Raw genomic sequence first — 20,300 nt, forward strand, 5'->3', positions numbered from 1 at the left:
TTTACCCCCCAACCTCTGTTTTCTCAGCTATGCGGCTATCCGTTACGATAAGCGCATCAGCTGCTTTTAAGCCTTTTTCATACACAATGAGCGGATTAATGTCTAATTCATCGATCATGCCTTCTGAATCAGAGATAAGTTCAGATACTTTGAGCAATACATAGATGATCGCCTCACGATCAGCAGGCGCCTGACCGCGAGCACCTGACAGAATGGCTTTGCCCTTAATTTCCTCTATCATTTCTACGGCATCCTGGCTTGTAAGCGGAGCCACTCTGAATGATACATCTTTGAGCGTTTCAACAAAGATTCCGCCTAAGCCAAACATGATGACCGGACCAAAGACAGGGTCTTTCGTGACACCGATAATGACTTCCGTGCCTTTAGGAAGCATCTCCTGAACAGATACGCCATTAATGACGGCATTCGGATTATATTGCTTTGCAGAGCGCAAAATATCAGCATAAGCATCAATCACTTCATGATCATTTTGTAAATGAAGCCTGATGGCATCGGCATCTGTTTTATGAGGAATGTCTTTGGAATCTACTTTCAATACAACTGGGTAGCCAATGTTCCTAGCGGATTGAACGGCTTCCTCTGCTGTAGCCGCCAGGGCTTTCTGGGCTGTAGTAATTTGATAAAGCTCTAATATTTCACTCGCTTCAAATTCACTTAGCGTCACACCTGGCTTCAGTAAGCTCTCTAAGGCGCCTTTTAATTGACTCCTCTGAAGCGTACGCTGTTCTGCCAGCTCATTCGCCTGTTGGTTACGGCGGTATTTCTCACTGTAATCAACCAGTTTGGCAAGAGCTGAAATCGGCTGTAAATCTCCTGTGATCACTGGAATGCCGTTTTTCTCCATTTCCATGGCTCCTTTTGGAATAGACATCCCTTGCAGCGGGAAAGTCGTAACGAAGATGAATTTGTCCGAGCTTTTGCATATCTCAATAAATTCCTGAAGCAAAGGATGATCGGCACCCCAATGCATTGGGAATTCGGTCAGAATGATATTATGGACTTCAGGATCTTCCACAAGTGCCCGCAACGGCGCAATAAATAATTCTGGATTTGTTACCGCTGCAGCAGCCGTTAAATCGATAGGGTTAGACGTGCTGGCAAATGACGGGACAGATTGTTTAATTTTTGCTTTTGTCTCTTCTTTCAGCGGAATGATCGTAAGGCCGTTCGCTTCACAGCGGTCTGCTTCATTGATACCTCTTCCTCCAGAGCTTGTAATAAGTACGGTGTTGCGTCCAGCAGGCAATTTTCCTGAGAGAAACAGCTTGGAAAAAGAAATGATTTCTTCATAATCATTTGCTCTAATCATGCCTGTCTGCTTAAAGAAGGCATCATAAACCTGATCTGAACCGGCAAGAGATCCAGTATGAGAAGCGGCTGCCCGGCTTCCTGCTGAACTGCGTCCTGTCTTCATTACAATCATAGGCTTATTGCGGTCAAGTGCTTCTTTCGCTAACTTGCGCAGCTTAGCGGGATCTTTGGCTCCTTCCAAATAGCCGCTAATCACTTTCGTGTTTGGATCGTGAACCATGTACTCGACGATATCTGCAAATTCCGTTTCCATTTCATTGCCAACCGTTACAAAGTAATTAAAGCTTAAACCGTGTTGGGCCGCCGCCATATAAGTAAGAACTCCGAAAGCCCCGCTTTGGGAAACATAGCCAACGGCACGGTTGTCACTTAATGGGTAAGCCATTACGCCAGGCGAAAAGGTGCCAACGAGCCCGTTCAGCGTATTCACCATACCTACACAGTTCGGGCCGATTAAGCGAATGCCGCTCTTTCTGGCAATCTCGGCAAGAACCTCTTGCTGTTTTGCTCCCTCTTCACCTGTCTCAGAAAATCCGGAAGCAAAGATGATGGCCGCTTTTACCTTTTTCTGTGCACACTCTTCCAGGCTTTGCTGAATTTGATTCGCGCTGACACAAAATATCGCTAAATCTACAGGCTTCGGTACGTCCATAATAGACGGATAACACGTCAATCCTTCTATTTCTGTCGAATTAGGATTAATCGGGAAAATGTCTCCGCCAAACTCTCCATCTATTAATGCTTTTATCTGAATATAACCAAGCTTGTTAGGGTTCTTCGATGCTCCTAATACTGCAACAGAATGAGGATAAAATAATGATTCGAGACTTCTTTCGGAAACGCTTTCATTGTTCATGCTTTTCACCCCGATTTAACATATTTGAATAGACATCCATCCTTGGTTGCTATCATACAAAACCCCATTCAACAATTAGAAAAATAAAAGATACTTAGATTATTTAATTGTTAAAGAGTAAATTTTTTAAAAAAGCTGTACAACCCTCGCTATATAAGGAGATGAAATAGTGTAAAGAATTTTAATGATCATGATAGTCCCGACTTTATACTTCATAACCTCGACAAATGGATAAGATAGACTTTTTTTACTTCATACTGTCTGTGCTGTTGCACAAAAAAGAACACCGTAGCCATCTTTAAAAATGGATACAGTGTTCTTTGAACTGTTAAACGAAGCGATCCAGCCACTTGATCAATCTTGACTGAATTTTAATGGATGGATGTTTAATTCCTCTTTCAATGCTGCTCAAATAAGAAGAAGATATTCCTATCTCCTCTGCTGCCTCATGCAAGGATAGATTCAATCTTTCTCTCATTTCTCTTATTTGGCTCCCGCTTACTTCACTTGATTCTTCTGTTCGATAAGGGACCGGCTGTACTTTTGGCATACTTAGTACCGATTGCTTCCTTTTAATCGGACGGTAGTGTTCTTTTATATATTCAGGCGGATCAACGATGATCGTCGAATGAGCCCAAACACGTCCCCACCCTTTTTGATCGGCAATCAACTCATCCCACTTTTCGTAATGCCAGGATTGAATAAGCCCATCTTGCTGCAACGTATCCAGCGCTTTTTCCAATCGGTCTCTCGTACGCGAAGGCATACGTTCATTCATATGGATACTAATGGCCTCTAACAATGTACTTACTTTATTCGGCTGTAGAAAATCGCCTTTTCTAGCTTGGATCCGCCAGCGCCAGCTTAAATATCTGGCCAGGCGCTTTTCCCAGGTTTTACGATATGGGTCATAGTGCAACGCTTTCACTGGAAGAAGTGCTACTTGCCTTCCCGAACCGCATAAGTACTTGGCAAATACTCGATCGACGGTATAACGGATTTTTTTCTCGTTCATTTCTTCTGTTATCCGGCAATCTTGTCTGTCTTGATCAACAAATAAAAAAGCTCGTCCTTCAAGCTTTGTTTCTACTGGTTTTCCTTTTTCATATATAATCGCTTTGTCTAGCTCAATCCACAAATTTTGAATTGCCGAAAGCGATTTCAACACTTGACGCCGTTGTTTTAGTTCATAACCGCCTCGGCGGCCTTCTCCGCCCAATTTTGATTTTAATCCACGAATAGACAACAAATCATCGATTTTGACTTCCACTACATCTTTGTAATGTTTCGCTTTAGATAAAAAGATGGCACAAAGCGCGTCAAATACATCTGCATCTAAGTCTGATACTCCTTCAGCTTGTTCCCATGAATCCTTAATAATAGGATGAGCAGCATTAAAGCGATAATGATCTTTCTTAAAGGGCTTAATTTGAAGTGTACCCGTCATGTTTCCTTTCATAAGAGGCATGACAGGCCAAGAGGATAATTCATTTGTTTCAAAATCTTTCTTATAAAGAGCTTCCCTAACGGATTGATAGGGTGCATTGTTCATGACGGATAAAAAGTCTTTCGCAGCTAGAGTTGAATCATTTTCGAGCGGTAACGTAGAGTATGTGTGGAAAAAAGAGTCCTTTTTAAAATTAAACAGTGCTTCAATGTCGTATACTGTACAATCTTCTAGATTTAACGTTCTGCTAATCTTCTTAATCCATTCTAATGTGTAAGTATTAACTATGCTTGTAAACCTGATAATAAAATCATGGTCTTCAGATAAATTCTTTGAAATAGATTGATAAAAAAGGTCATTTAGCTCTTTCTTATCTAACGTCTCTAAGCGATGAGAACCAAGGGATTGCACCATTTCTTCGAGTACCCATTCAGTTAAATGCATGCGGCACCATCTGCAAAAACTTTCCCATGCTTCGTCATTCACCAAAAAGGTATCTCTTTTCAAAATATTTTCGATGTAGAGGATAGATGAGCTTTTCAACTTTTTATCATTCAGGATGGAAGATAGGGGTTGAGAAAATTTTTTATATTTCATTAAGAGATGGTTCACAAGATTAGTAGCGATTTGTCTAATTAACCGATTTCGTGCAGCAACACGTAAACTGTTAAAAACCTGGGCACTCTCTCTATATACCCGATCCCAAATAATAAATGAGTTCGCACTCGCATTTTCGATAAAGATTGGCAAACCTGATGACACTCTCTCCTCACCAGCACCTTCTAATCCATGTGTCTTGTGATCTTGCTCATACACACAAAGAATAAGGAAGTCATCTATCTTTCCCGATAATTGTTTGGAAAAGCTATTTGTACTTCTTGCAGCTTTCTGTTTCAAAGCATGTTCATTTTCTAACATCGTTATGACCTCCCAAATCTCTACTAGGGGTATATGTCTCGATGAGTATGTTTATTGAGCTCTACTATAATTAGTTACTCTCAAATGTAACAAAAACATTCTGAATATTCAATATAATAATTCACTGTTATTTAATTATATACTACCTCCTTCTCTAGCTGATCATTAAACGAGTAAATAGATGATCTATAAAAGATTTCATACAAAACGTTTGCATAAATGGTAAAATTTAATAGTGATCGATTATCCATGAGAAGCAGGTGCAAATAAAAATGGACAGTAATAAATTGATTGAACTAAAAAACTTTTCAATTGGCTTACCTAAAACAATGAAGTATGGAAATGATCAAGAAATGGAGACAGGCATTTGTAAACAAGCTATTGAAGAAGCCTTTTTAACGAAAGAAGGATTTCGAGGGGATGGAGTAGCGGACTTACGATATCACGGGGGAACTGACCGTGCCGTATGTGTGTACCCATATGAACATTATTTACTTTGGGAAAAAGAATTCGCGAGGCCTCTCTCCCCTTCTACGTTTGGTGAAAATATAACGGTTACGAACATGCTGGAGAAAGACGTTTGTATTGGGGATACTTTCCGTCTTGGTGAAGCGGTGATCCAAGTAACTCAAGGCAGAATTCCATGCAGCACCATTACGAAGAGAACAAATAATCCTGCACTTTTAAAAAGAATTGTACAGACTGGATTTACAGGCTATTTGTGCCGGGTTTTGGAAGAAGGGATCGTTCGCAAAGACTCTAACGTTACACTGCTAGAATCGCATTCAAAACAGGTATCCATCCTCGAGGCAAATGAAATTTACTTCCGCAATCCAAAAGATAGCGAAGGTATGAAAAGAATTTTGGCTGTTGAAGAATTAGCAGATGAATGGAAAGAAATGCTCACAGAACGATTGAGCAAGCTGGCTCCCCTTCTCTAATTCCTTTTGGTTGTTTTCCATCAGATTAAAAGCCATTAAAAATCCTGCTGCAGAAACGGCAAAGGCAGCGGGATTTACCCTTTTAACTTTCAGATGAAATATGCCTCCCCGTCTCGTTGTACTATTTGATAACTTTCTCTTAACTTCAGCTCTGTTTCCCTCATTTACTTCCACCCTTTTCTTTACTCTATCTTACATAAAGAGGTTAGAGGCGAAAGATGCGGGAAACTGTTCTTGTGGAGGAATATATTGACTTTCCTTGAAGGTAGCCATATTATATATTTAGATAATTATCTAAATACCTAAATTAATTTTTCAGTAGGCGTTATAAGAAAAGAGGGTTTGACATGAATGAAGCTTTTAAAGCATTGTCTGATCCAAGCAGAAGAAAAATTCTCCACTTACTAAAAAAGGAAGATTTAACTGCAGGGGAAATTGCTGGTCATTTTAATATGACAAAGCCAAGCATTTCTCATCATTTAAATTTATTGAGGCAAGCCAATTTAGTAGAGTCTGAGAAAAAAGGACAGCACATTATTTATTCGTTAAATACTAGTGTGTTTGAAGATGTTGTCACTTGGTTTATGGATTTTTTAACAAAAGATGAGGAGGGGAAATGAGATGAAGAGAAATTGGTTTGGATTATGTATAGTAATGCTGAGCTTAATTGGAACCTATATTTCTTATCCATATTTACCCGAACAGATCGCTGTCCATTGGAACTATAAAGGGGCTCCAGACAGCTACAGCCCAAAGTCCCTCGGTGCATTGATCTTTCCTATCATTATAATTGCCTTATATATTTTAACTGCCATACTCCCAAAAATTGATCCGAAGAAAAGCAATTTCAATAGATTTCAATCTTCATATTTTCGAGTCATGAATGGAATTCTTGTGTTTTTACTTTTAGCTCAGATTGTGCAAATTACAGGCGGCATAGGCATTGTGAATCCAGCCTATATCGTTCCTGAATTAGTAGGTTTGTTATTTATCTTCATTGGCAACTTAAGTCCTAAATTTAAACCTAATTATTTTATCGGTATTCGGACGCCTTGGACCTTAGCTCGTGAAGATGTATGGAAAAAAACTCATAGATTCGGCGGAAAGCTATTTGTTCTTTCAGGGTTGCTGTTGTTGTTTGTCCCTGTGATCCCAGCGGCCAGTCAAGCTTACTATACCTTATCAATCATTGTGATTTGTTTAGCTCTTATCGTCTTTTCTTCCTACTATTTTTTCATCAAGGCCTAACAAAAAACTTCCTCTTTGGAGGTTTTTTGTTTTTCTTCAGCAAACGCTTCATCTTTCCTTTAATTCTCCCTCCTCTCTATCAAACAATGGTTCATTTATGCTTCACGTGCAAAGATAGCTGGAATTTTACGATAATACGGGTTTAGAAATAATGTTAGGAGGTCATGACTTGGATGGAGACAGATTATTAGGTTGGCTTATTATTATATTGCACTTAACGATTAATGGAGCTGCCATACATTTAAACAAAAATAATCAACTTCATTTTGTATGGTCAGGGCTGACTGCTGTGATACTTGGTCCTTTTCTCGCTTTTTTGGTGGAACTGTTTTTGTAAAGATGAGCCACAGTGAGGGCGGCATCAGTGAAGGAGGAGCATTCGCCGCTGCGTTTATATGTTTGATTATTGTAGAAGATGGGGTTCTTTACTTTTTAATTGGGCTCGTTATGAAAATAGCAGGTTTTCTTAAAAAACAGAGGAATAATTCATACAAAAGCAGCTTAGAGAGTAAAGTTAGTCATTTTTATATTGTACAATGTACACTCTTTCTAGATGATCCCATGACTTGTCTTCATTTCCCCCTTACAAGCACCTAACTCTATCCAATACATAAGATGCATGTAAGGGAGGGATCCACATGCCATGGCAAGACAAAGTTAGCCAATTAATGGGGCAGCCCGTAGGAATCTCATTTTCCAATGGCCAAGGAACTTCAGGTATTTTATGCAGAGTATCCGGAGGGAAAGTTTTCGTGATTGAATATTTATATAAAACTCAATTCGCTTTAAAACAATATGATTCTCGAGTGATCCAAGATATCAATGGATTTCCTCCTTGCCAAAACCGACGTCCCTTATACTAATCACCCTATCCCTCTTTTCATAAAGAGGGTGAATTTTTGCATGTTGCCATTAAAAATAGAGAATTCCTTAAAAAAGCATTATCAATATGCCCCTGCCGTTTGAAACTAATACCGAAAAGCTTCTGCAGGAATTCACATAAGAAAGCTCTGTGTGCACTCATATTATTAGACATAGATTTACAAATAACCGAATTCTTTGTTGACGATAACAAAGATAGTTCAAAGCTAAAGAGCTCTTTAGATTGACACTAAACCCATTCCCTGAATAGGATTGCGTCAAGTAAAGGAAGGAGTTATTAGAGAATAAGTAGAACCCTTAGTTGTTCAAGTAATGGAAAAAAGTTCAGTAAATATGACATCTTGTTTTATAACGTCAGAATAAATAAGACCGTCTACTAAGGAGAGAGTGTAGGAATGAATAAGTGGTTATTTATATTAGTCCTTCTTATTGGACTTAATCTAATGGGATGTTCAAATGAGGGACTGTCAGGAGGAAAGCCGCCAAAAGTTTTTATAGAGATTGATAATGAAAGGTTTGAAACTACGCTTGGTACTTATTGTTGGAGCGAAAGCAGAAAAGGTACTTGTGTTGATACTGCCGGGCCAGTTGAGCTCTTAAAAGACAAAACGCCCGTAAAAGTTAAACCCGGTGAAACTATATCATTCATAATAGACTATGAACCAAAGCCGAATGAGTCTCATGTTGTACAAATAAGTAATAACAACGAAAATGAAGTCATGATTAAAAACAATAGCTTTACTGCACCGATGCAAAGTGGAGTGTATTATTATTCTTATGGCATATGGTGGATCGATGAACAGGAAGCGAACGTATCTCATGGCGATGCCTTTTACGCCTTCGTTTTAGAAGTAAATTAGCTAATTCATTAAATAGCACCTTAATGGAAATAGAATGATAGAAATAATCGAATTAGTTATAAAAGAGATTCAATTGAATGTACGAAAAGTATGGTTGGATCAATTACGATTCCACAAGCTTGTTAAGAAGGTGCAGCGATTCATTGCATTTACGGGACAAACCAACTGTGCATAAAAAGAGCTTGGACAGTATCTAATTTAAGCCCCATTACATCATGTTCGGTATAAACACCTTCGTAAAAAAGAAATAGCCTATTGCACCAATAAAAAATGAGACAAGGATTATTATGATAGGAAGTTTGTTAGGTTTCATACTGACACTCCATTCCTGTTTTTGCCGGAAAAGGTTTAAACCACATAAAATGTTAAAAAATATGTGACTATCATGGATTTCAGACTTTTTTTCTATTTAAACGCGCTTGTTGTAATCTTTTTAGAGATTTTGTCGAAACTCCCCATTTAGTACAAGAGAACTATATAATATTACGTGTAAATACTTCTTAACCAATAAATAGATAAAATGGGAGAGGATGCACATGATTAACGTAAAAGCAGTTGAGGAGCTAATGAATCGAATCGACTACCTTCGAAACTTAATGATTTTAACGGGACTGCGTGATGGTCTTAATGCTGATCAAACGTTAAAATACAGTGAAGAATTGGACAAATTGATTCACAAATATCAGCTGATAACTGCATCCTTATCTTACAAGGCATAGCCAGGAGCTTTTCCTGGCTATTTATTTTGGCTTAATTCACTCAGTTGATAATGTTTCAACATTTCAAAGCCCTCAACATGAACAATGACTGTACAGGTATTGCCGTGAAGCCGACTACCCTCGTTCTTGGCCTCCTGCTTTTACAAATTGCGGCCAGTCAAATAATAAGTCATTGTAGGTTGCAAGTGCTTTTCCACACCCGCGAAATTATTTAGATACACTGGGTGAACTTTATGGTGAATACAATTTATTTAATGGCACATTTTCAACGAGCTGTTTATTAAGCAGTTTTGCTTTCTTTTTCATTAACTCTTCAATCAATTCCTGTTAATTAACAAACGCCTGAGTTAATTCATACAATAATTAAAAAATGGAGTTGATCTTCATGGCGAAATGGATTGACGTATCAACATTACAACATCAATTGAAACTTTTTGATGGAAATAAGCTTATTAAAGCTTACCCAATTGCAGTTGGAAAAATATTGTCACCAACACCTTCTGGGACATACACGATTATCAATAAGCAACGTAATCCAGGCGGGCCATTTGGAGTGCTTTGGATGGGATTGTCAAAGCCTCATTACGGTATACACGGAACAAATAATCCTGCTTCAATCGGCAAGAATGTCTCACATGGATGTATTAGAATGTTTAATCATGATGTTCTAGAATTATCATCTAAAGTTTCAATTGGCACTGGAGTTTTTATTCATAAATGACTCTGTTAATCTTATCCCCTTTACTACATAGTTTGTATCTACGGTTCTTCACCTTGGCCATGAAGTTATATCAATAAAAAGGTTGAATATCTAAAAGATACTCAACCCTTTTGGCTGTAAGCTTGCAAATAGGCAAGCCACTCCCCATTAAGTCATTGGGTTTTCATCTCTTTCTATCATTCATTGAATGCTCCTGAGCCCCCTTCAATCGCCCTTTTTGTAGTCAAAGAAAAGAGCTATTAGTGTAACCGCATTAAGGAGCTCAACCATTTCCACACTTATCTTTTTAGAAGTAGATGTTTCCCTTCTTTTCTGTCTTTCCATATGACTCAATAAACCAAGTTAGGTAATAAAGAGATAACTTTAAAAGTAACAAATAGCATAATTCCGATGATTAGTTGATTGATGCCTTTGTTATAAAGCTCAAACTTCTTTGCACAAATGATCGAATTGACATAAATCTGCAAACTTAAATCATTTAACAATTCTTCCTCGGATAGGTTATTGATTTTGTATTTAAACACCACATGATTATCTAATTTAGCAACGGCTCCCCAAAACGGCACTGACTGAGGCTCCACTCCTAGTTGACGATATATATTTGGATCGATACGTCCCTTTAAAGCGTAAAAAAAGGAGTAAATGGCCCTGCTAAAGAAAAATATCGAACTGATAAACAGAAGTAAGAAAATTAACGGCAAGAGGTATTGACTGCCTTCTAGCTGAAACAGCTTTAATTGTTCTAGGCATACTTGTATAGTTTTCATTATCGTATCACTAGCAAAGATCAATCCTAAGAAAACGCCGGTAAAACTAATGACGAAAGTAATTTTTGTATCGATCGTTCCTAGCCAAAAGTTTATACGCTCAAGCGCCTGGCATAGACTCTCTTCTTTCTTATTCTCTCCCATACGTAACGACTCTCCTTTATACTTTAACAAATTAAATATAAAGTGATACATTTAAATTATTCTTAACATTTAAAATGGTGACTGCCTCATAATTTGGACTATAAAGTCATCACTTCTGTGAGAGGATAAGGTGCTGGGCGCGATATTGTAAAAAGGCATAAAAATAGAGGTTGATCCTTATTCATCGTAATCAATAGGGATCAACCTCTTACTTCCTGACCAGCAAAGCAGCCATTGGTTGAATTTTATACAGTTCCATCTTTTATTCCGCCAAGTTGACATCGAAAATTACTTTTTATTTTCATCTCTCCCTCTTTCTAAGCGAATACTATAAACATTTAGCCCTTTATTCTTCATTTATGCTTATTAACATTTATTTTACTTGTCATTATTAGCGCAAAATAAATAGATATAACAAAAAAATGAAAATTTTTAAATAAATAGTAAAAAATCAAACAATCTACCCGGCAAATTCCCCACTCGAAAAAAGCCTTGCCAAGTCTTTTCCCCACAAGGCCTATCTGGCATAATCTATTCTATATTTTCTGCTTTTAAGAACGAGAGCCAAAAGAGTCTGTATGCACCATCTCTTCAAAAGGCAGATGTTTCTTTGGTTTCGGCTTCTCATCTATTTCTCCTATCCCTATTACTGTAACAATACGGCAGTCACCAGGAATATGGAGGGCCTGTCGTACGTAACATTCACGCCTTTCGGATCCCCTCTGCGTCTTCAGAGTGATAAATAGCGCCAAACGCCCCGCCTAGCCCCTCCTCTTCGGCAGCTAGCCATATAAATGCAGATGCAATAGATGCATCCTGCAACCAATATTTGCTTATAGACGGGCGTCCCCCCATTGCCATCCCAATTACATTTACATGAACGACAATTTCTCTGTATTTTTCATTCCCATTTTGAAGCGTTCCTTTTCTTTTTCCCTTTCAACTTTAGCTCTTACTTAGTTCTGTCCAATATACTTAAATGAGTAAATATGTGTTTTCGTTAGATCAATGGCCTCTTCAATAAATTTCTCTTGGGTTTCCCTAAAGCCGCTTTGGATCCAATTCTGGAGAAGTCCGTAAAAGCCATAGGCTGTATATCGTTTAAAGTAATCCATATTGACTGGGGTATTGTTGATTGTTTCGAAAATAAATTGTTCCTCATAAATTTTTAAGATCGTTTGAGGAAATCCTGTATGTAAGCCTGGTAATGTGTCATCGTAGTTAATCAGTTCAAAAAAATTCCGATTTTTATAGATATAAGAAACGATATTAAAAGATGGTGCATCTAGCTTAGCAGTGTAAACTTTGTGGCCAGGTACATACGGTCTGCCTACTGAAACTTCTAACCCTCGAAGCATAGAAACAAGCAAATCTCCAGCTAATTCATTTTTATCTAGGTAATGGGTATAAAAAGTACTGCGATTATAAGAGGCATAATCGACAATGTTTTTGACAGTAACGGAATGGTAGCCTTTTTCCTTTACGAGTTCAATCAATGCCTGCTTTAAATGTTCTTTTGTTCGATTTTGTCGTTGAGATGCTGGAATTTGTTCACTCTTCAAAAAAAAGCCTCCTCTCAAAATAGACAGATTCACCATAAGTGTCTAACTAGTAGACACCTTATAGGATCTTAATGATTGTTAAATATACACAGGATAGTACAATTAAATTGTAAACAAAATAGTACAGACAATAAACCTGTCTAACACTTTTCTCTTGAATGTGACAAGAAAATCTTAATACTAGGAGGGCTTAGAATGGGAAAATTACAAGGCAAAGTAGCTGTGATTACTGGTGGAGCATCTGGTATTGGAGCAGCAACAGCGCGTTTATTCGTATCAGAAGGAGCCAAAGTGGTTCTTGTTGATTTAAATGAGGAAAAAGGGAAAGCTTTTGAGAAAGAGTTGAAAGCCCTGAACGCTGAAGCCCTTTTTGTAAAAGCAAATATTACAAATGAAGAAGAGGTCGCAAATATATTTAAACAAACCATTGAAATGTTCGGAAAAGTAGATATTGTCTTCAACAATGCTGGTATTGGCCGGGTCCATCCTTCACATGATTTAGAGTACTCAGAATGGCGCAATACCGTAAATGTTGACTTAGATGGCGTCTTCTTAGTAGCACGTGAAGCCATCCGCGAAATGTTAAAAACAGATGGCGGTACGATTGTGAATACAGCTTCTATGTACGGTTGGGTTGGGTCACCTGGTTCAGCAGCCTATAACGCAGCAAAAGGCGGCGTGATTAACTTAACTCGCTCACTTGCACTTGAATATGCAGAACAAAACATACGTATTAATGCATTGTGTCCAGGCTTTATTGATACACCTATTATTCCGGAAGAAAGCAAACAAGCTTTAGCTGCAGCCACACCGCTAAAACGTCTTGGTAAAGCAGAAGAAATGGCAAAAGCGGTCCTGTTCTTAGCTTCTGATGATTCTTCATTCATGACTGGCAACAGCTTAATAGTTGATGGCGGGTATACAGCTCAATAATCCATTGGGAAACCAACCTTTTGTTTCGCATTGAAAAAAGTGAACTGCTTTTTTATGATTCTAACCTTACTGGATCATCTATATTACCCGAGATCTGTTGATTTACATCGTTTTACATACTTAATTGGAGATAATTTAAATAAAGGTCATTCAAGAGGAGATTTAAACGTAGGTTATTCATCGCTTCCTACGAAAGAATAAAGGAGGAAATGTTCAATGAGCAATCGTTTTGATGAGAAAGTGATATTGATTACAGGTGCTGGATCTGGTTTAGGTCAAGCCTCTGCCCTACAAGCAGCAAAAGAAGGAGCAAAGCTTTCACTCGTTGATTTAAACGCTGCCTCATTAGAGGAAACAAAAAATAAAGTGTTAGAAGTTGCACCAAATGCAGAGGTGTTGCTTATCACTGCGAATGTGGCAGATGAAAAAGCAGTTGAAAACTATGTAAATGAAACAGTTGAGAAATTCGGAAAAATTGATGGTTTCTTCAACAATGCAGGAATTGAAGGAAAACAAGACCTAACAGAGAATTTTGGTATTGAAGAATTCCAAAAAGTAGTTAATGTCAACTTAAATGGTGTGTTCTATGGTTTGAAATACGTATTGAAAGTCATGAAAGAACAAGGTTTTGGCTCTATTGTTAATACTGCTTCTGTTGGCGGTATTCGTGGGGTAGGAAACCAATCCGGTTATGCAGCTAGCAAGCATGGCGTGGTCGGGCTAACAAGAAACTCTGGAATCGAATATGGTCAATATGGCATCAACATCAATGCCATTGCACCAGGCGCCATCATGACACCCATGGTCGAAGGATCATTAAAACAAATGGATCCAGACAACTGGGAAGAGGTAGGAAAACAATTTGTGGAGCCCAATCCAATGAAACGTTTCGGCAAACCAGAAGAAGTAGGTTATTTAGTAGCCTTCCTGCTGTCTGATCAATCTAGCTTCATCAACGCAACTGTTATTCCAATCGATGGTGGGCAATCTTATAAATATTAAGATTTATTCAAGTAAAACAAGAAATTCTAAGGCTGCAAAGCGCTTTTTCAAGAAAGCTTTGCGGCCTTTTCTTGTTTTAACGCTTCTTGTGATCCCAATAGACAAGAACCCTACCGTGCAGCATGAAAAGTTAAAAGAAGAAAAACGTATGCATTCTATGCTGGGCTTCAATTCGTATGAAACAGTCACTTCTATAGTGAAGCCATATAAATGATACGTTTTATGAAAAAAAAGCATTGTTCCGAAGAACAGTGCCTTTTGAGAAATTACATAAACAGATCCAGGATGAGGACACCAGCAAGCCCAACTAAAGAAATAATCGTTACCATGATTGACCATGTTTTGATTGTTTTTCCAATTGTTAGATTGAAGTATTCTTTGTAAATCCAGAAACCTGCATCATTCACGTGTGAGAAGGTAACGCTTCCCGCACCAGCGGCTAATACCATTAACTCGGGGCTTGCACCCGTTGAAGCAACAAGAGGTGCAGCAATACCAGCGGCTGTCATACCTGCTACTGTTGCTGAACCTACAGCAACCCTTAGAATGGCCGCAATTAGCCAAGTTAGAAGCAGTGGTGAAAGGGTAGAGCCAGCCATGAGATCAGAAATATATTTGTCAATGTGGCTGTCAATCAATACTTGTTTGAACGCACCGCCAGCTGCAATAATTAAGAGAATCATCCCGATTCCGCTTACAGCCTCACTAAGAGATTGCATAATTTCCGGCATTTTCTTGCCAAGATTTAAGCCAAAGGTAAAGATGGCAACAATGACGGAGATGAGAAGGGCTATATTCGCATTCCCTATAAAGTCAGTTAACGGTGCAATAAATGATTCAGGTGCAAACACTTCTACAATTGCTTGTAACCCAATTAAAATAACAGGTAAAAGAGCTGTGAAAAGACTGACTCCAAAATTCGGAAGCTCCTCTTCTTTAAATTTCTTAGGATTAAATAAACCTTTTGGAATTTCGATTTCTAAAGATTCTTTTTTAAATAATTTTGTATAAACCGGACCTGCGAGAATAAATGCAGGAATCGCAATGATGATACCCAAAATCATGGTTAAACCAATATTCGCACCAAAAACATTTGCAACCGCCGTTGGGCCAGGATGCGGGGGTACAAACCCGTGCATCGTAATTAGGGCAGCAATTACCGGCATACCAAGATATAGGACCGGCACTCTAGCAGCTGCAGCAATGGTAAACACCAATGGAATTAAAACAACAACCCCTGTTTCAAAAAATAAAGCGATTCCAACAACAGCAGCTGTAATAACAGCAGCGAGTTGAACTCTTTTTTCTCCGAAGGCATTAATCAATGTTGTGGCGATACGCTGTGCACCACCTGAATCGGTCATTAATTTACCAAGAACAGCACCAAAGATAATGATCATAGTAAGGTGCCCAAGTGTTCCGCCTAGACCAGCTTCAATCGACTCGACTGCCTCAATCGGTGTCATTCCCTCTAGAATTCCTACTACTAGCGAAACAATAATTAATGATACGAAAGCGTTTAACTTTAAAGCCATCATTAATACTAGTAATAGGGCAACCCCCAAAGTAACTGAAATAATCGGCATTTCGATCTCCCTCTTTTCCTTCGTGACTTCATAAAAAGAGGCCGCTTCCGTAAGGAGTTTGCTCAGGTTCTATCGTCTAATTCTGGATGATAAATCATTCTTACTGAAAGACTATATAATGAGTGTTTACTCCTTACTTTAGGGCCAAACCGTTTTTTGAAAAAATTATTTCCTTTATGAATTACTGTTTACTTAGCATTTCAACAACTTCTCTTAAATCTGTTTTTGTCCCAACGTTTCCCGGGAAGATAACATAAGAGATTCCGGGGAACTTACTTTCGCTGTCTGTTGTCCAGACAGGAATTCCAGGTCGAATTTGACCTGCTACCGTTGCTCTTTTCACTTCAAGACCGTTTGTTCCAATATCACTAGAAGTAATACCGCCTTTAGCGATAATATAGGAAGGTCTTACTTTTAATCGTTTTACGATACTTGTCACAGCATCGGAAATTTTTACAGAAAGCTTCAATTCTTCTTCTTTTTTGCCTTCTCCAAGATCTAGTCTTTCTCTTGTGGTGTAAACGGCAACATTTCTTCCTTCGGTAATAAGCTTATTTGTCGCCTCTACTACCCTATCAAGCTCTTTTTCGAATTTTTCAGGTTCTAGCACAAGATGAACATTGAATTTAATAAATGCAACGGCATCCGATTTTTTCAGTTCTTCAAACTGCTCTGTCGTCTTTTTAACATGGGAGCCAATGATGACTAATCCGCCATTGCTGGTATCTTCACTCATCATTTCCTCACGGGTGAGCAGTTTTTTATCACTTACGCCTCCGATTACTTTCGTTAGTGCAGCTGCGCTTCTGAACATGAAATTCTTCCCTTTATTCATGGCTCTAATTAAAGCAATAGTAAAAATTTTAACGTCTATATAATCAACGGCATTCACGATGACTTTATTAAAATCTTTCACTGCAAGCAGCTGCTGTTCAATAGTTTCAATATCTAGTGAACGCAAACTATCGAGTGAAATATACGTCATGTTATCCGCTTTATATTCACCGTTTGATTTTTCTTCAGCCCATTCACCTAAATGCGATTTGGTATAGCCGAAGGTGCGGTCTTTTGCAAATTCTGTTTCCCCTGCAGGAACTAGGTACTCGTCATATTGAACATAGTGGATATTATCAACTGTGAAGCGTCCGCCTTCTTTAAAGAAAGGAAGGATGACCTCGCCATCAAATCTATTAGTGGAGCTTGCTTCAACCGTTTCTTTTAACACTTGAGTTTCCAATGGATAATGACCTCTTAGTGTTGAATCCCCCCGGCTAATAATGATAAATTCACGATGGTTTCTTTTCGCTGCTTCAACAATATTAGCAGCAATGTCTTGATGCGTTTTCGTTGTTTCGGCAGCTGTAAATCCACGTGAGTTTGTTAAGATAAAAAACATCGAGTTGTCTTCTTGGAAGCCTTTCTCAATACTGTTCAAAGACCAGTCTGTATAAACAGAAATTCCATGTACCGTTTGAACACCGGTTGGATCATCATCTAATACAATTATTTTTTTATTTAAGTTCTTAAGTTCCTTTTCAATCATCTCATTAACAAAGCCTGTATCAACAGAAGGTATCTTGTTAAAAACTTCTTCTACTAGTCTTTTGTTCGAACTCATCGCTTAGATCCCCTTACTTCAACATTTGCAAGTTTTTCGTAATACTGAACGATACCGCCATGGTCATCCATTAATTTTCCATCCGCTTTTAACGCATGGAAAATTTCTAATAAATGGCTTGATAATGGAAGAGGAACATCAATTTCATGAGCAGTATCCATTACGTTCGTAATATCCTTCATGTTGATCGCAATGGTTCCGCCTGGTGCAAAATTTCTTTCAAGGATTAACGGAACTTTTGCATCAAGCACCGCACTTCCCGCTAATCCGCCCCTAATTGCTTGATACATTTTTTCAATATCGATTCCAGCCTTTGCTGCTAATACAAGGGCTTCTGACATAGCAGCAATATTAAGGTTTACAATGATCTGGTTCGCTAATTTGGCTGTTACGCCACAGCCGTTGTCTCCAACTAATGTGACAGCACTTCCCATATCCAATAAAACTGATTCTGCTGCTTCGAATACGTCTTCCTTACCGCCGACCATGATGGCTAACGTACCATCAATTGCTTTAGGCTCACCACCGCTGACCGGTGCATCCAAGAAGCCAACGCCTCTTTTTGCGGCTTCTTCTGCCAGTTCAATCGAAACAGTTGGGGTAATCGAACTCATATCGATAATAATAGAGCCTTCTTTTGCTCCTGCTAAAATGCCACTCTCCCCTAAAACAACAGATTGTACGTGTTGAGATGCTGGCAGCATTGTAATAATGATTTCACTGTTTTCTGCTACTTCTTTTGGTGAACGAGCTTCGGTTGCACCCGCTTCCAATAATGCTTGTACTGCCTCTTGATTCAGATCATTAACTGTTACTATATGTCCTGCTTTAATAAGATTTAAAGACATCGGTTTTCCCATTATTCCTAGTCCGATAAAGCCGATCTTTTTTGTCATGCTGTGTTCCTCCCAATACTTATGTTATAAAAAGCCGATAACCTCTTAAGAAAACAGTTTTCCTAATTGGTCGAGCCATCCGCGTGGGAATTGAAAGTTTGCAAGCAACCGCTTGCATTTTTGTTTACGATTAAATTGTATACCAAAATAATTTAATTGTATACATTTTTATAAAATTTGTGTACATTCAAACCTTCCTTATACTGCATAAAGCTTTTCCTTCTTTCTTCAGAATGCTTTCATTAAAATAATTTGGTATGATGGATATAATTAGAATGGAAAAGTTGGGGTGGAATTTGTGCTTGAAAGTAACAGCTCACGACCGGCGTATCATCATTGTTATGAAATTCTTCGCGATAAAATTTTAAATGGTGAGCTTCCTAGTGGTACTAAGATCGTTGAAGAAAAAATTGCTGCCGAGCTTGGAGTCAGCAGAACACCAATAAGAGATTCGATAAGAAAATTAGAATATGAAGGACTGGTCGTTAATAAGAGAGTAGTCAGTCCAACGGAGAAGGATTTACGAAACATGTTTAGTGTGCGCATCCTGTTAGAAGGATACTCGGCCCGATGTGCGGCGAACTTTTTAAAAGAAAATGAAATAGAAAAACTGCACGAATATGTTGAGATTGGCAGAAAGGGCACGAAAGAAGAAATCATGCTTGCCAATGAAAGTTTCCACAATGATATTGTGAAAGCAAGCAATAATCCTGTCATGATTGATATTATTGATCGGATGCAAGCGATTATTTATTTGTTTAGAAAAACAGTTGTCATCTACAATCGTCCTCATCTTATTGATGAGCATGAAGAAATTTACAAAGCAATCAAGGCGAGAGATGAAGAAAAGGCTGAAAGTTTGATGAAAAAACATATAGAAAATGACTTGAGCTTTTATCTCCATGTAATGAGTAAATAAACAAAATGTGCCCTCAGCATTTCCCGAGGGCACATTTTGCTCTTTTACTTTTTTGATAACAAGCGGACAAATTTTGTCATTACAGGTTCCATTGCTTGCTGCATTTCTGCCATGATGGTAGATAGATGAGCCATTTGTTGCTGCTTTTCAGCGTAATCTTGAAGGTAGGAAACAGCCGCCATGGAAACTTCTGTATTGACGTTTACTTTACAAATTCCCAATTCGATTGCTTTCTTCAAAATATCCTCTGGCGTTCCAGAGCCTCCATGCAAGACGAGTGGAATCCCAACTGCTGCACGAATTTTTTCTAGAAGGGCTAAATCAATTTTAGGCTCTCCTTTGTACATTCCATGAACGGTACCAATCGCCGCAGCTAAAAAGTCAACATTTGTTTCAGTTGCAAATGCCTCGGCTGATTGAGGATCTGTTAAAGTCCCATCTCCCTCTTCCTCATCTGAGAATGCCCCCCTTGCCACAGAACCAATTTCTGCTTCAACAGAGACGCCCGCCATATGGGCAATTTCCACAATCTCTTTGGTGAAATGGATATTTTGCTCCAAATCATATTTAGAGCCATCGTACATAACGGAGGTAAAGCCCGCGCGAATCGCACGAATAATGGATTCTTTTTCGTAGGCATGATCGAGATGAAGTGCAACCGGTACTTTTACTTTTTCAGCCATTGCCTTGACCATGGCAGAAAACCCCTCCACATCTACTGTAGGGAAATAACGTTCTCCTAAAGCGATAATTACAGGTGTATCCTCCTGTTCGCTTACTTGGATGGCTGCTTGGGCAGTTTCTAAGTTATATACATTAAAAGCGGCTACTGCATATCGTCCTTGTTGTGCCTGTGTTAAAACTTCTTTTGTATTCACTAACATGATTATTTTCTCCTTACTTTGTAGATTAAGTCGAGATCATTGTATACATTTTCTATTATTTTGTA

The 20,300-nt window shown here is 38.5% G+C and carries 20 protein-coding genes; 11 read left to right on the plus strand and 9 right to left on the minus strand.

Annotated features, from left to right (window positions below):
* Position 1 precedes the first annotated feature (1 nt).
* Positions 2-2,188 (minus strand): acetate--CoA ligase family protein, encoded by a 2,187-nt coding sequence (locus tag A8F95_RS15310; protein ID WP_065411302.1) that lies wholly within the window; start codon positions 2,186-2,188, stop codon positions 2-4.
* 328 nt (positions 2,189-2,516) lie between these two features.
* On the minus strand, positions 2,517-4,553 hold the full coding sequence (locus tag A8F95_RS15315) for a helix-turn-helix domain-containing protein (protein WP_065411303.1): 2,037 nt from the start codon (positions 4,551-4,553) through the stop codon (positions 2,517-2,519).
* A gap of 272 nt (positions 4,554-4,825) precedes the next feature.
* Between A8F95_RS15315 and A8F95_RS15320 the strand changes: the two genes are divergently transcribed.
* From A8F95_RS15320 to A8F95_RS15360, 8 genes are all read left to right on the plus strand, one after another.
* Positions 4,826-5,494: an MOSC domain-containing protein gene (locus tag A8F95_RS15320; RefSeq protein WP_065411304.1), complete on the plus strand. Its 669-nt coding sequence runs from the start codon at positions 4,826-4,828 to the stop codon at positions 5,492-5,494.
* 347 nt (positions 5,495-5,841) lie between these two features.
* The gene (locus A8F95_RS15325) at positions 5,842-6,114 is read left to right on the plus strand and encodes an autorepressor SdpR family transcription factor (protein WP_049662492.1); all 273 of its coding nucleotides are present in this window, start codon (positions 5,842-5,844) and stop codon (positions 6,112-6,114) included.
* Position 6,115: 1 nt separating this feature from the next.
* The gene (locus A8F95_RS15330; RefSeq protein ID WP_065411305.1) at positions 6,116-6,742 is read left to right on the plus strand and encodes an SdpI family protein; all 627 of its coding nucleotides are present in this window, start codon (positions 6,116-6,118) and stop codon (positions 6,740-6,742) included.
* A gap of 169 nt (positions 6,743-6,911) precedes the next feature.
* Positions 6,912-7,079: a hypothetical protein gene (locus A8F95_RS22625; RefSeq protein WP_176713726.1), complete on the plus strand. Its 168-nt coding sequence runs from the start codon at positions 6,912-6,914 to the stop codon at positions 7,077-7,079.
* Positions 7,080-7,380: 301 nt separating this feature from the next.
* Complete coding sequence (locus tag A8F95_RS15340) at positions 7,381-7,605, plus strand: hypothetical protein (RefSeq protein WP_065411307.1); 225 nt, start codon at positions 7,381-7,383, stop codon at positions 7,603-7,605.
* A 414-nt stretch (positions 7,606-8,019) separates the two neighbouring features.
* On the plus strand, positions 8,020-8,484 hold the full coding sequence (locus tag A8F95_RS15350; RefSeq protein WP_245671363.1) for a hypothetical protein: 465 nt from the start codon (positions 8,020-8,022) through the stop codon (positions 8,482-8,484).
* Positions 8,485-9,020: 536 nt separating this feature from the next.
* Positions 9,021-9,203: an aspartyl-phosphate phosphatase Spo0E family protein gene (locus A8F95_RS15355; RefSeq protein ID WP_065411309.1), complete on the plus strand. Its 183-nt coding sequence runs from the start codon at positions 9,021-9,023 to the stop codon at positions 9,201-9,203.
* A 385-nt stretch (positions 9,204-9,588) separates the two neighbouring features.
* Positions 9,589-9,924 carry a L,D-transpeptidase gene (locus A8F95_RS15360; RefSeq protein ID WP_065411310.1) on the plus strand — a complete coding sequence of 112 codons (336 nt, stop codon included), beginning with the start codon at positions 9,589-9,591 and terminating at the stop codon, positions 9,922-9,924.
* A gap of 329 nt (positions 9,925-10,253) precedes the next feature.
* On the opposite strand, the gene A8F95_RS15365 is transcribed toward A8F95_RS15360, so the two are convergent.
* The 3 genes from A8F95_RS15365 to A8F95_RS15370 all read right to left on the minus strand — a co-directional run bounded on the left by A8F95_RS15365 (position 10,254) and on the right by A8F95_RS15370 (position 12,397).
* Positions 10,254-10,835, minus strand: coding sequence for a Pycsar system effector family protein (locus tag A8F95_RS15365; protein ID WP_065411311.1), 582 nt, complete (start codon positions 10,833-10,835; stop codon positions 10,254-10,256).
* A 702-nt stretch (positions 10,836-11,537) separates the two neighbouring features.
* Positions 11,538-11,696: a nitroreductase family protein gene (locus A8F95_RS23100; protein ID WP_245671364.1), complete on the minus strand. Its 159-nt coding sequence runs from the start codon at positions 11,694-11,696 to the stop codon at positions 11,538-11,540.
* 95 nt (positions 11,697-11,791) lie between these two features.
* Entirely contained in the window at positions 11,792-12,397 is a 606-nt protein-coding gene (locus tag A8F95_RS15370) for a TetR/AcrR family transcriptional regulator (protein WP_245671365.1), read from the minus strand.
* A 195-nt stretch (positions 12,398-12,592) separates the two neighbouring features.
* Here A8F95_RS15370 and A8F95_RS15375 point away from each other — a divergent pair, with 195 nt between their 5' ends.
* Positions 12,593-13,330 (plus strand): SDR family NAD(P)-dependent oxidoreductase, encoded by a 738-nt coding sequence (locus tag A8F95_RS15375; RefSeq protein ID WP_065411313.1) that lies wholly within the window; start codon positions 12,593-12,595, stop codon positions 13,328-13,330.
* A gap of 216 nt (positions 13,331-13,546) precedes the next feature.
* Positions 13,547-14,332: an SDR family oxidoreductase gene (locus A8F95_RS15380; protein ID WP_065411314.1), complete on the plus strand. Its 786-nt coding sequence runs from the start codon at positions 13,547-13,549 to the stop codon at positions 14,330-14,332.
* A 266-nt stretch (positions 14,333-14,598) separates the two neighbouring features.
* Here the strand turns inward: A8F95_RS15380 and A8F95_RS15390 are convergent, their stop codons facing one another.
* The 3 genes from A8F95_RS15390 to garR all read right to left on the minus strand — a co-directional run bounded on the left by A8F95_RS15390 (position 14,599) and on the right by garR (position 18,432).
* On the minus strand, positions 14,599-15,918 hold the full coding sequence (locus tag A8F95_RS15390) for a gluconate:H+ symporter (protein ID WP_065411316.1): 1,320 nt from the start codon (positions 15,916-15,918) through the stop codon (positions 14,599-14,601).
* 181 nt (positions 15,919-16,099) lie between these two features.
* Positions 16,100-17,536 carry a four-carbon acid sugar kinase family protein gene (locus A8F95_RS15395; RefSeq protein ID WP_065411317.1) on the minus strand — a complete coding sequence of 479 codons (1,437 nt, stop codon included), beginning with the start codon at positions 17,534-17,536 and terminating at the stop codon, positions 16,100-16,102.
* Positions 17,533-18,432, minus strand: coding sequence for a 2-hydroxy-3-oxopropionate reductase (gene garR / locus A8F95_RS15400; protein ID WP_065411318.1), 900 nt, complete (start codon positions 18,430-18,432; stop codon positions 17,533-17,535). Before garR ends, A8F95_RS15395 begins: the two co-directional genes overlap by 4 nt.
* Positions 18,433-18,730: 298 nt before the next feature.
* Between garR and A8F95_RS15405 the strand changes: the two genes are divergently transcribed.
* Positions 18,731-19,351: a GntR family transcriptional regulator gene (locus tag A8F95_RS15405; RefSeq protein WP_065411319.1), complete on the plus strand. Its 621-nt coding sequence runs from the start codon at positions 18,731-18,733 to the stop codon at positions 19,349-19,351.
* 44 nt (positions 19,352-19,395) lie between these two features.
* Here the strand turns inward: A8F95_RS15405 and A8F95_RS15410 are convergent, their stop codons facing one another.
* Positions 19,396-20,235, minus strand: a complete 840-nt coding sequence (locus A8F95_RS15410; RefSeq protein ID WP_065411320.1) for a class II fructose-bisphosphate aldolase — start codon at positions 20,233-20,235, stop codon at positions 19,396-19,398.
* Positions 20,236-20,300: the final 65 nt, after the last annotated feature.

It is taken from the genome of Pseudobacillus wudalianchiensis (genome assembly GCF_001685015.1).
Lineage (GTDB): Bacteria > Bacillota > Bacilli > Bacillales > Domibacillaceae > Pseudobacillus > Pseudobacillus wudalianchiensis.

Coding starts and splice junctions, on each gene's coding strand:
- A8F95_RS15310 (WP_065411302.1), bottom strand. CDS start 2,188: ATGAACAATGAAAGCGTTTCCGAAAGAAGTCTCGAATCATTATTTTAT.
- A8F95_RS15315 (WP_065411303.1), bottom strand. CDS start 4,553: ATGTTAGAAAATGAACATGCTTTGAAACAGAAAGCTGCAAGAAGTACA.
- A8F95_RS15320 (WP_065411304.1), top strand. CDS start 4,826: ATGGACAGTAATAAATTGATTGAACTAAAAAACTTTTCAATTGGCTTA.
- A8F95_RS15325 (WP_049662492.1), top strand. CDS start 5,842: ATGAATGAAGCTTTTAAAGCATTGTCTGATCCAAGCAGAAGAAAAATT.
- A8F95_RS15330 (WP_065411305.1), top strand. CDS start 6,116: ATGAAGAGAAATTGGTTTGGATTATGTATAGTAATGCTGAGCTTAATT.
- A8F95_RS15340 (WP_065411307.1), top strand. CDS start 7,381: ATGCCATGGCAAGACAAAGTTAGCCAATTAATGGGGCAGCCCGTAGGA.
- A8F95_RS15350 (WP_245671363.1), top strand. CDS start 8,020: ATGAATAAGTGGTTATTTATATTAGTCCTTCTTATTGGACTTAATCTA.
- A8F95_RS15355 (WP_065411309.1), top strand. CDS start 9,021: ATGATTAACGTAAAAGCAGTTGAGGAGCTAATGAATCGAATCGACTAC.
- A8F95_RS15360 (WP_065411310.1), top strand. CDS start 9,589: ATGGCGAAATGGATTGACGTATCAACATTACAACATCAATTGAAACTT.
- A8F95_RS15365 (WP_065411311.1), bottom strand. CDS start 10,835: ATGGGAGAGAATAAGAAAGAAGAGAGTCTATGCCAGGCGCTTGAGCGT.
- A8F95_RS23100 (WP_245671364.1), bottom strand. CDS start 11,696: ATGGCAATGGGGGGACGCCCGTCTATAAGCAAATATTGGTTGCAGGAT.
- A8F95_RS15375 (WP_065411313.1), top strand. CDS start 12,593: ATGGGAAAATTACAAGGCAAAGTAGCTGTGATTACTGGTGGAGCATCT.
- A8F95_RS15380 (WP_065411314.1), top strand. CDS start 13,547: ATGAGCAATCGTTTTGATGAGAAAGTGATATTGATTACAGGTGCTGGA.
- A8F95_RS15390 (WP_065411316.1), bottom strand. CDS start 15,918: ATGCCGATTATTTCAGTTACTTTGGGGGTTGCCCTATTACTAGTATTA.
- A8F95_RS15395 (WP_065411317.1), bottom strand. CDS start 17,536: ATGAGTTCGAACAAAAGACTAGTAGAAGAAGTTTTTAACAAGATACCT.
- garR (WP_065411318.1), bottom strand. CDS start 18,432: ATGACAAAAAAGATCGGCTTTATCGGACTAGGAATAATGGGAAAACCG.
- A8F95_RS15410 (WP_065411320.1), bottom strand. CDS start 20,235: ATGTTAGTGAATACAAAAGAAGTTTTAACACAGGCACAACAAGGACGA.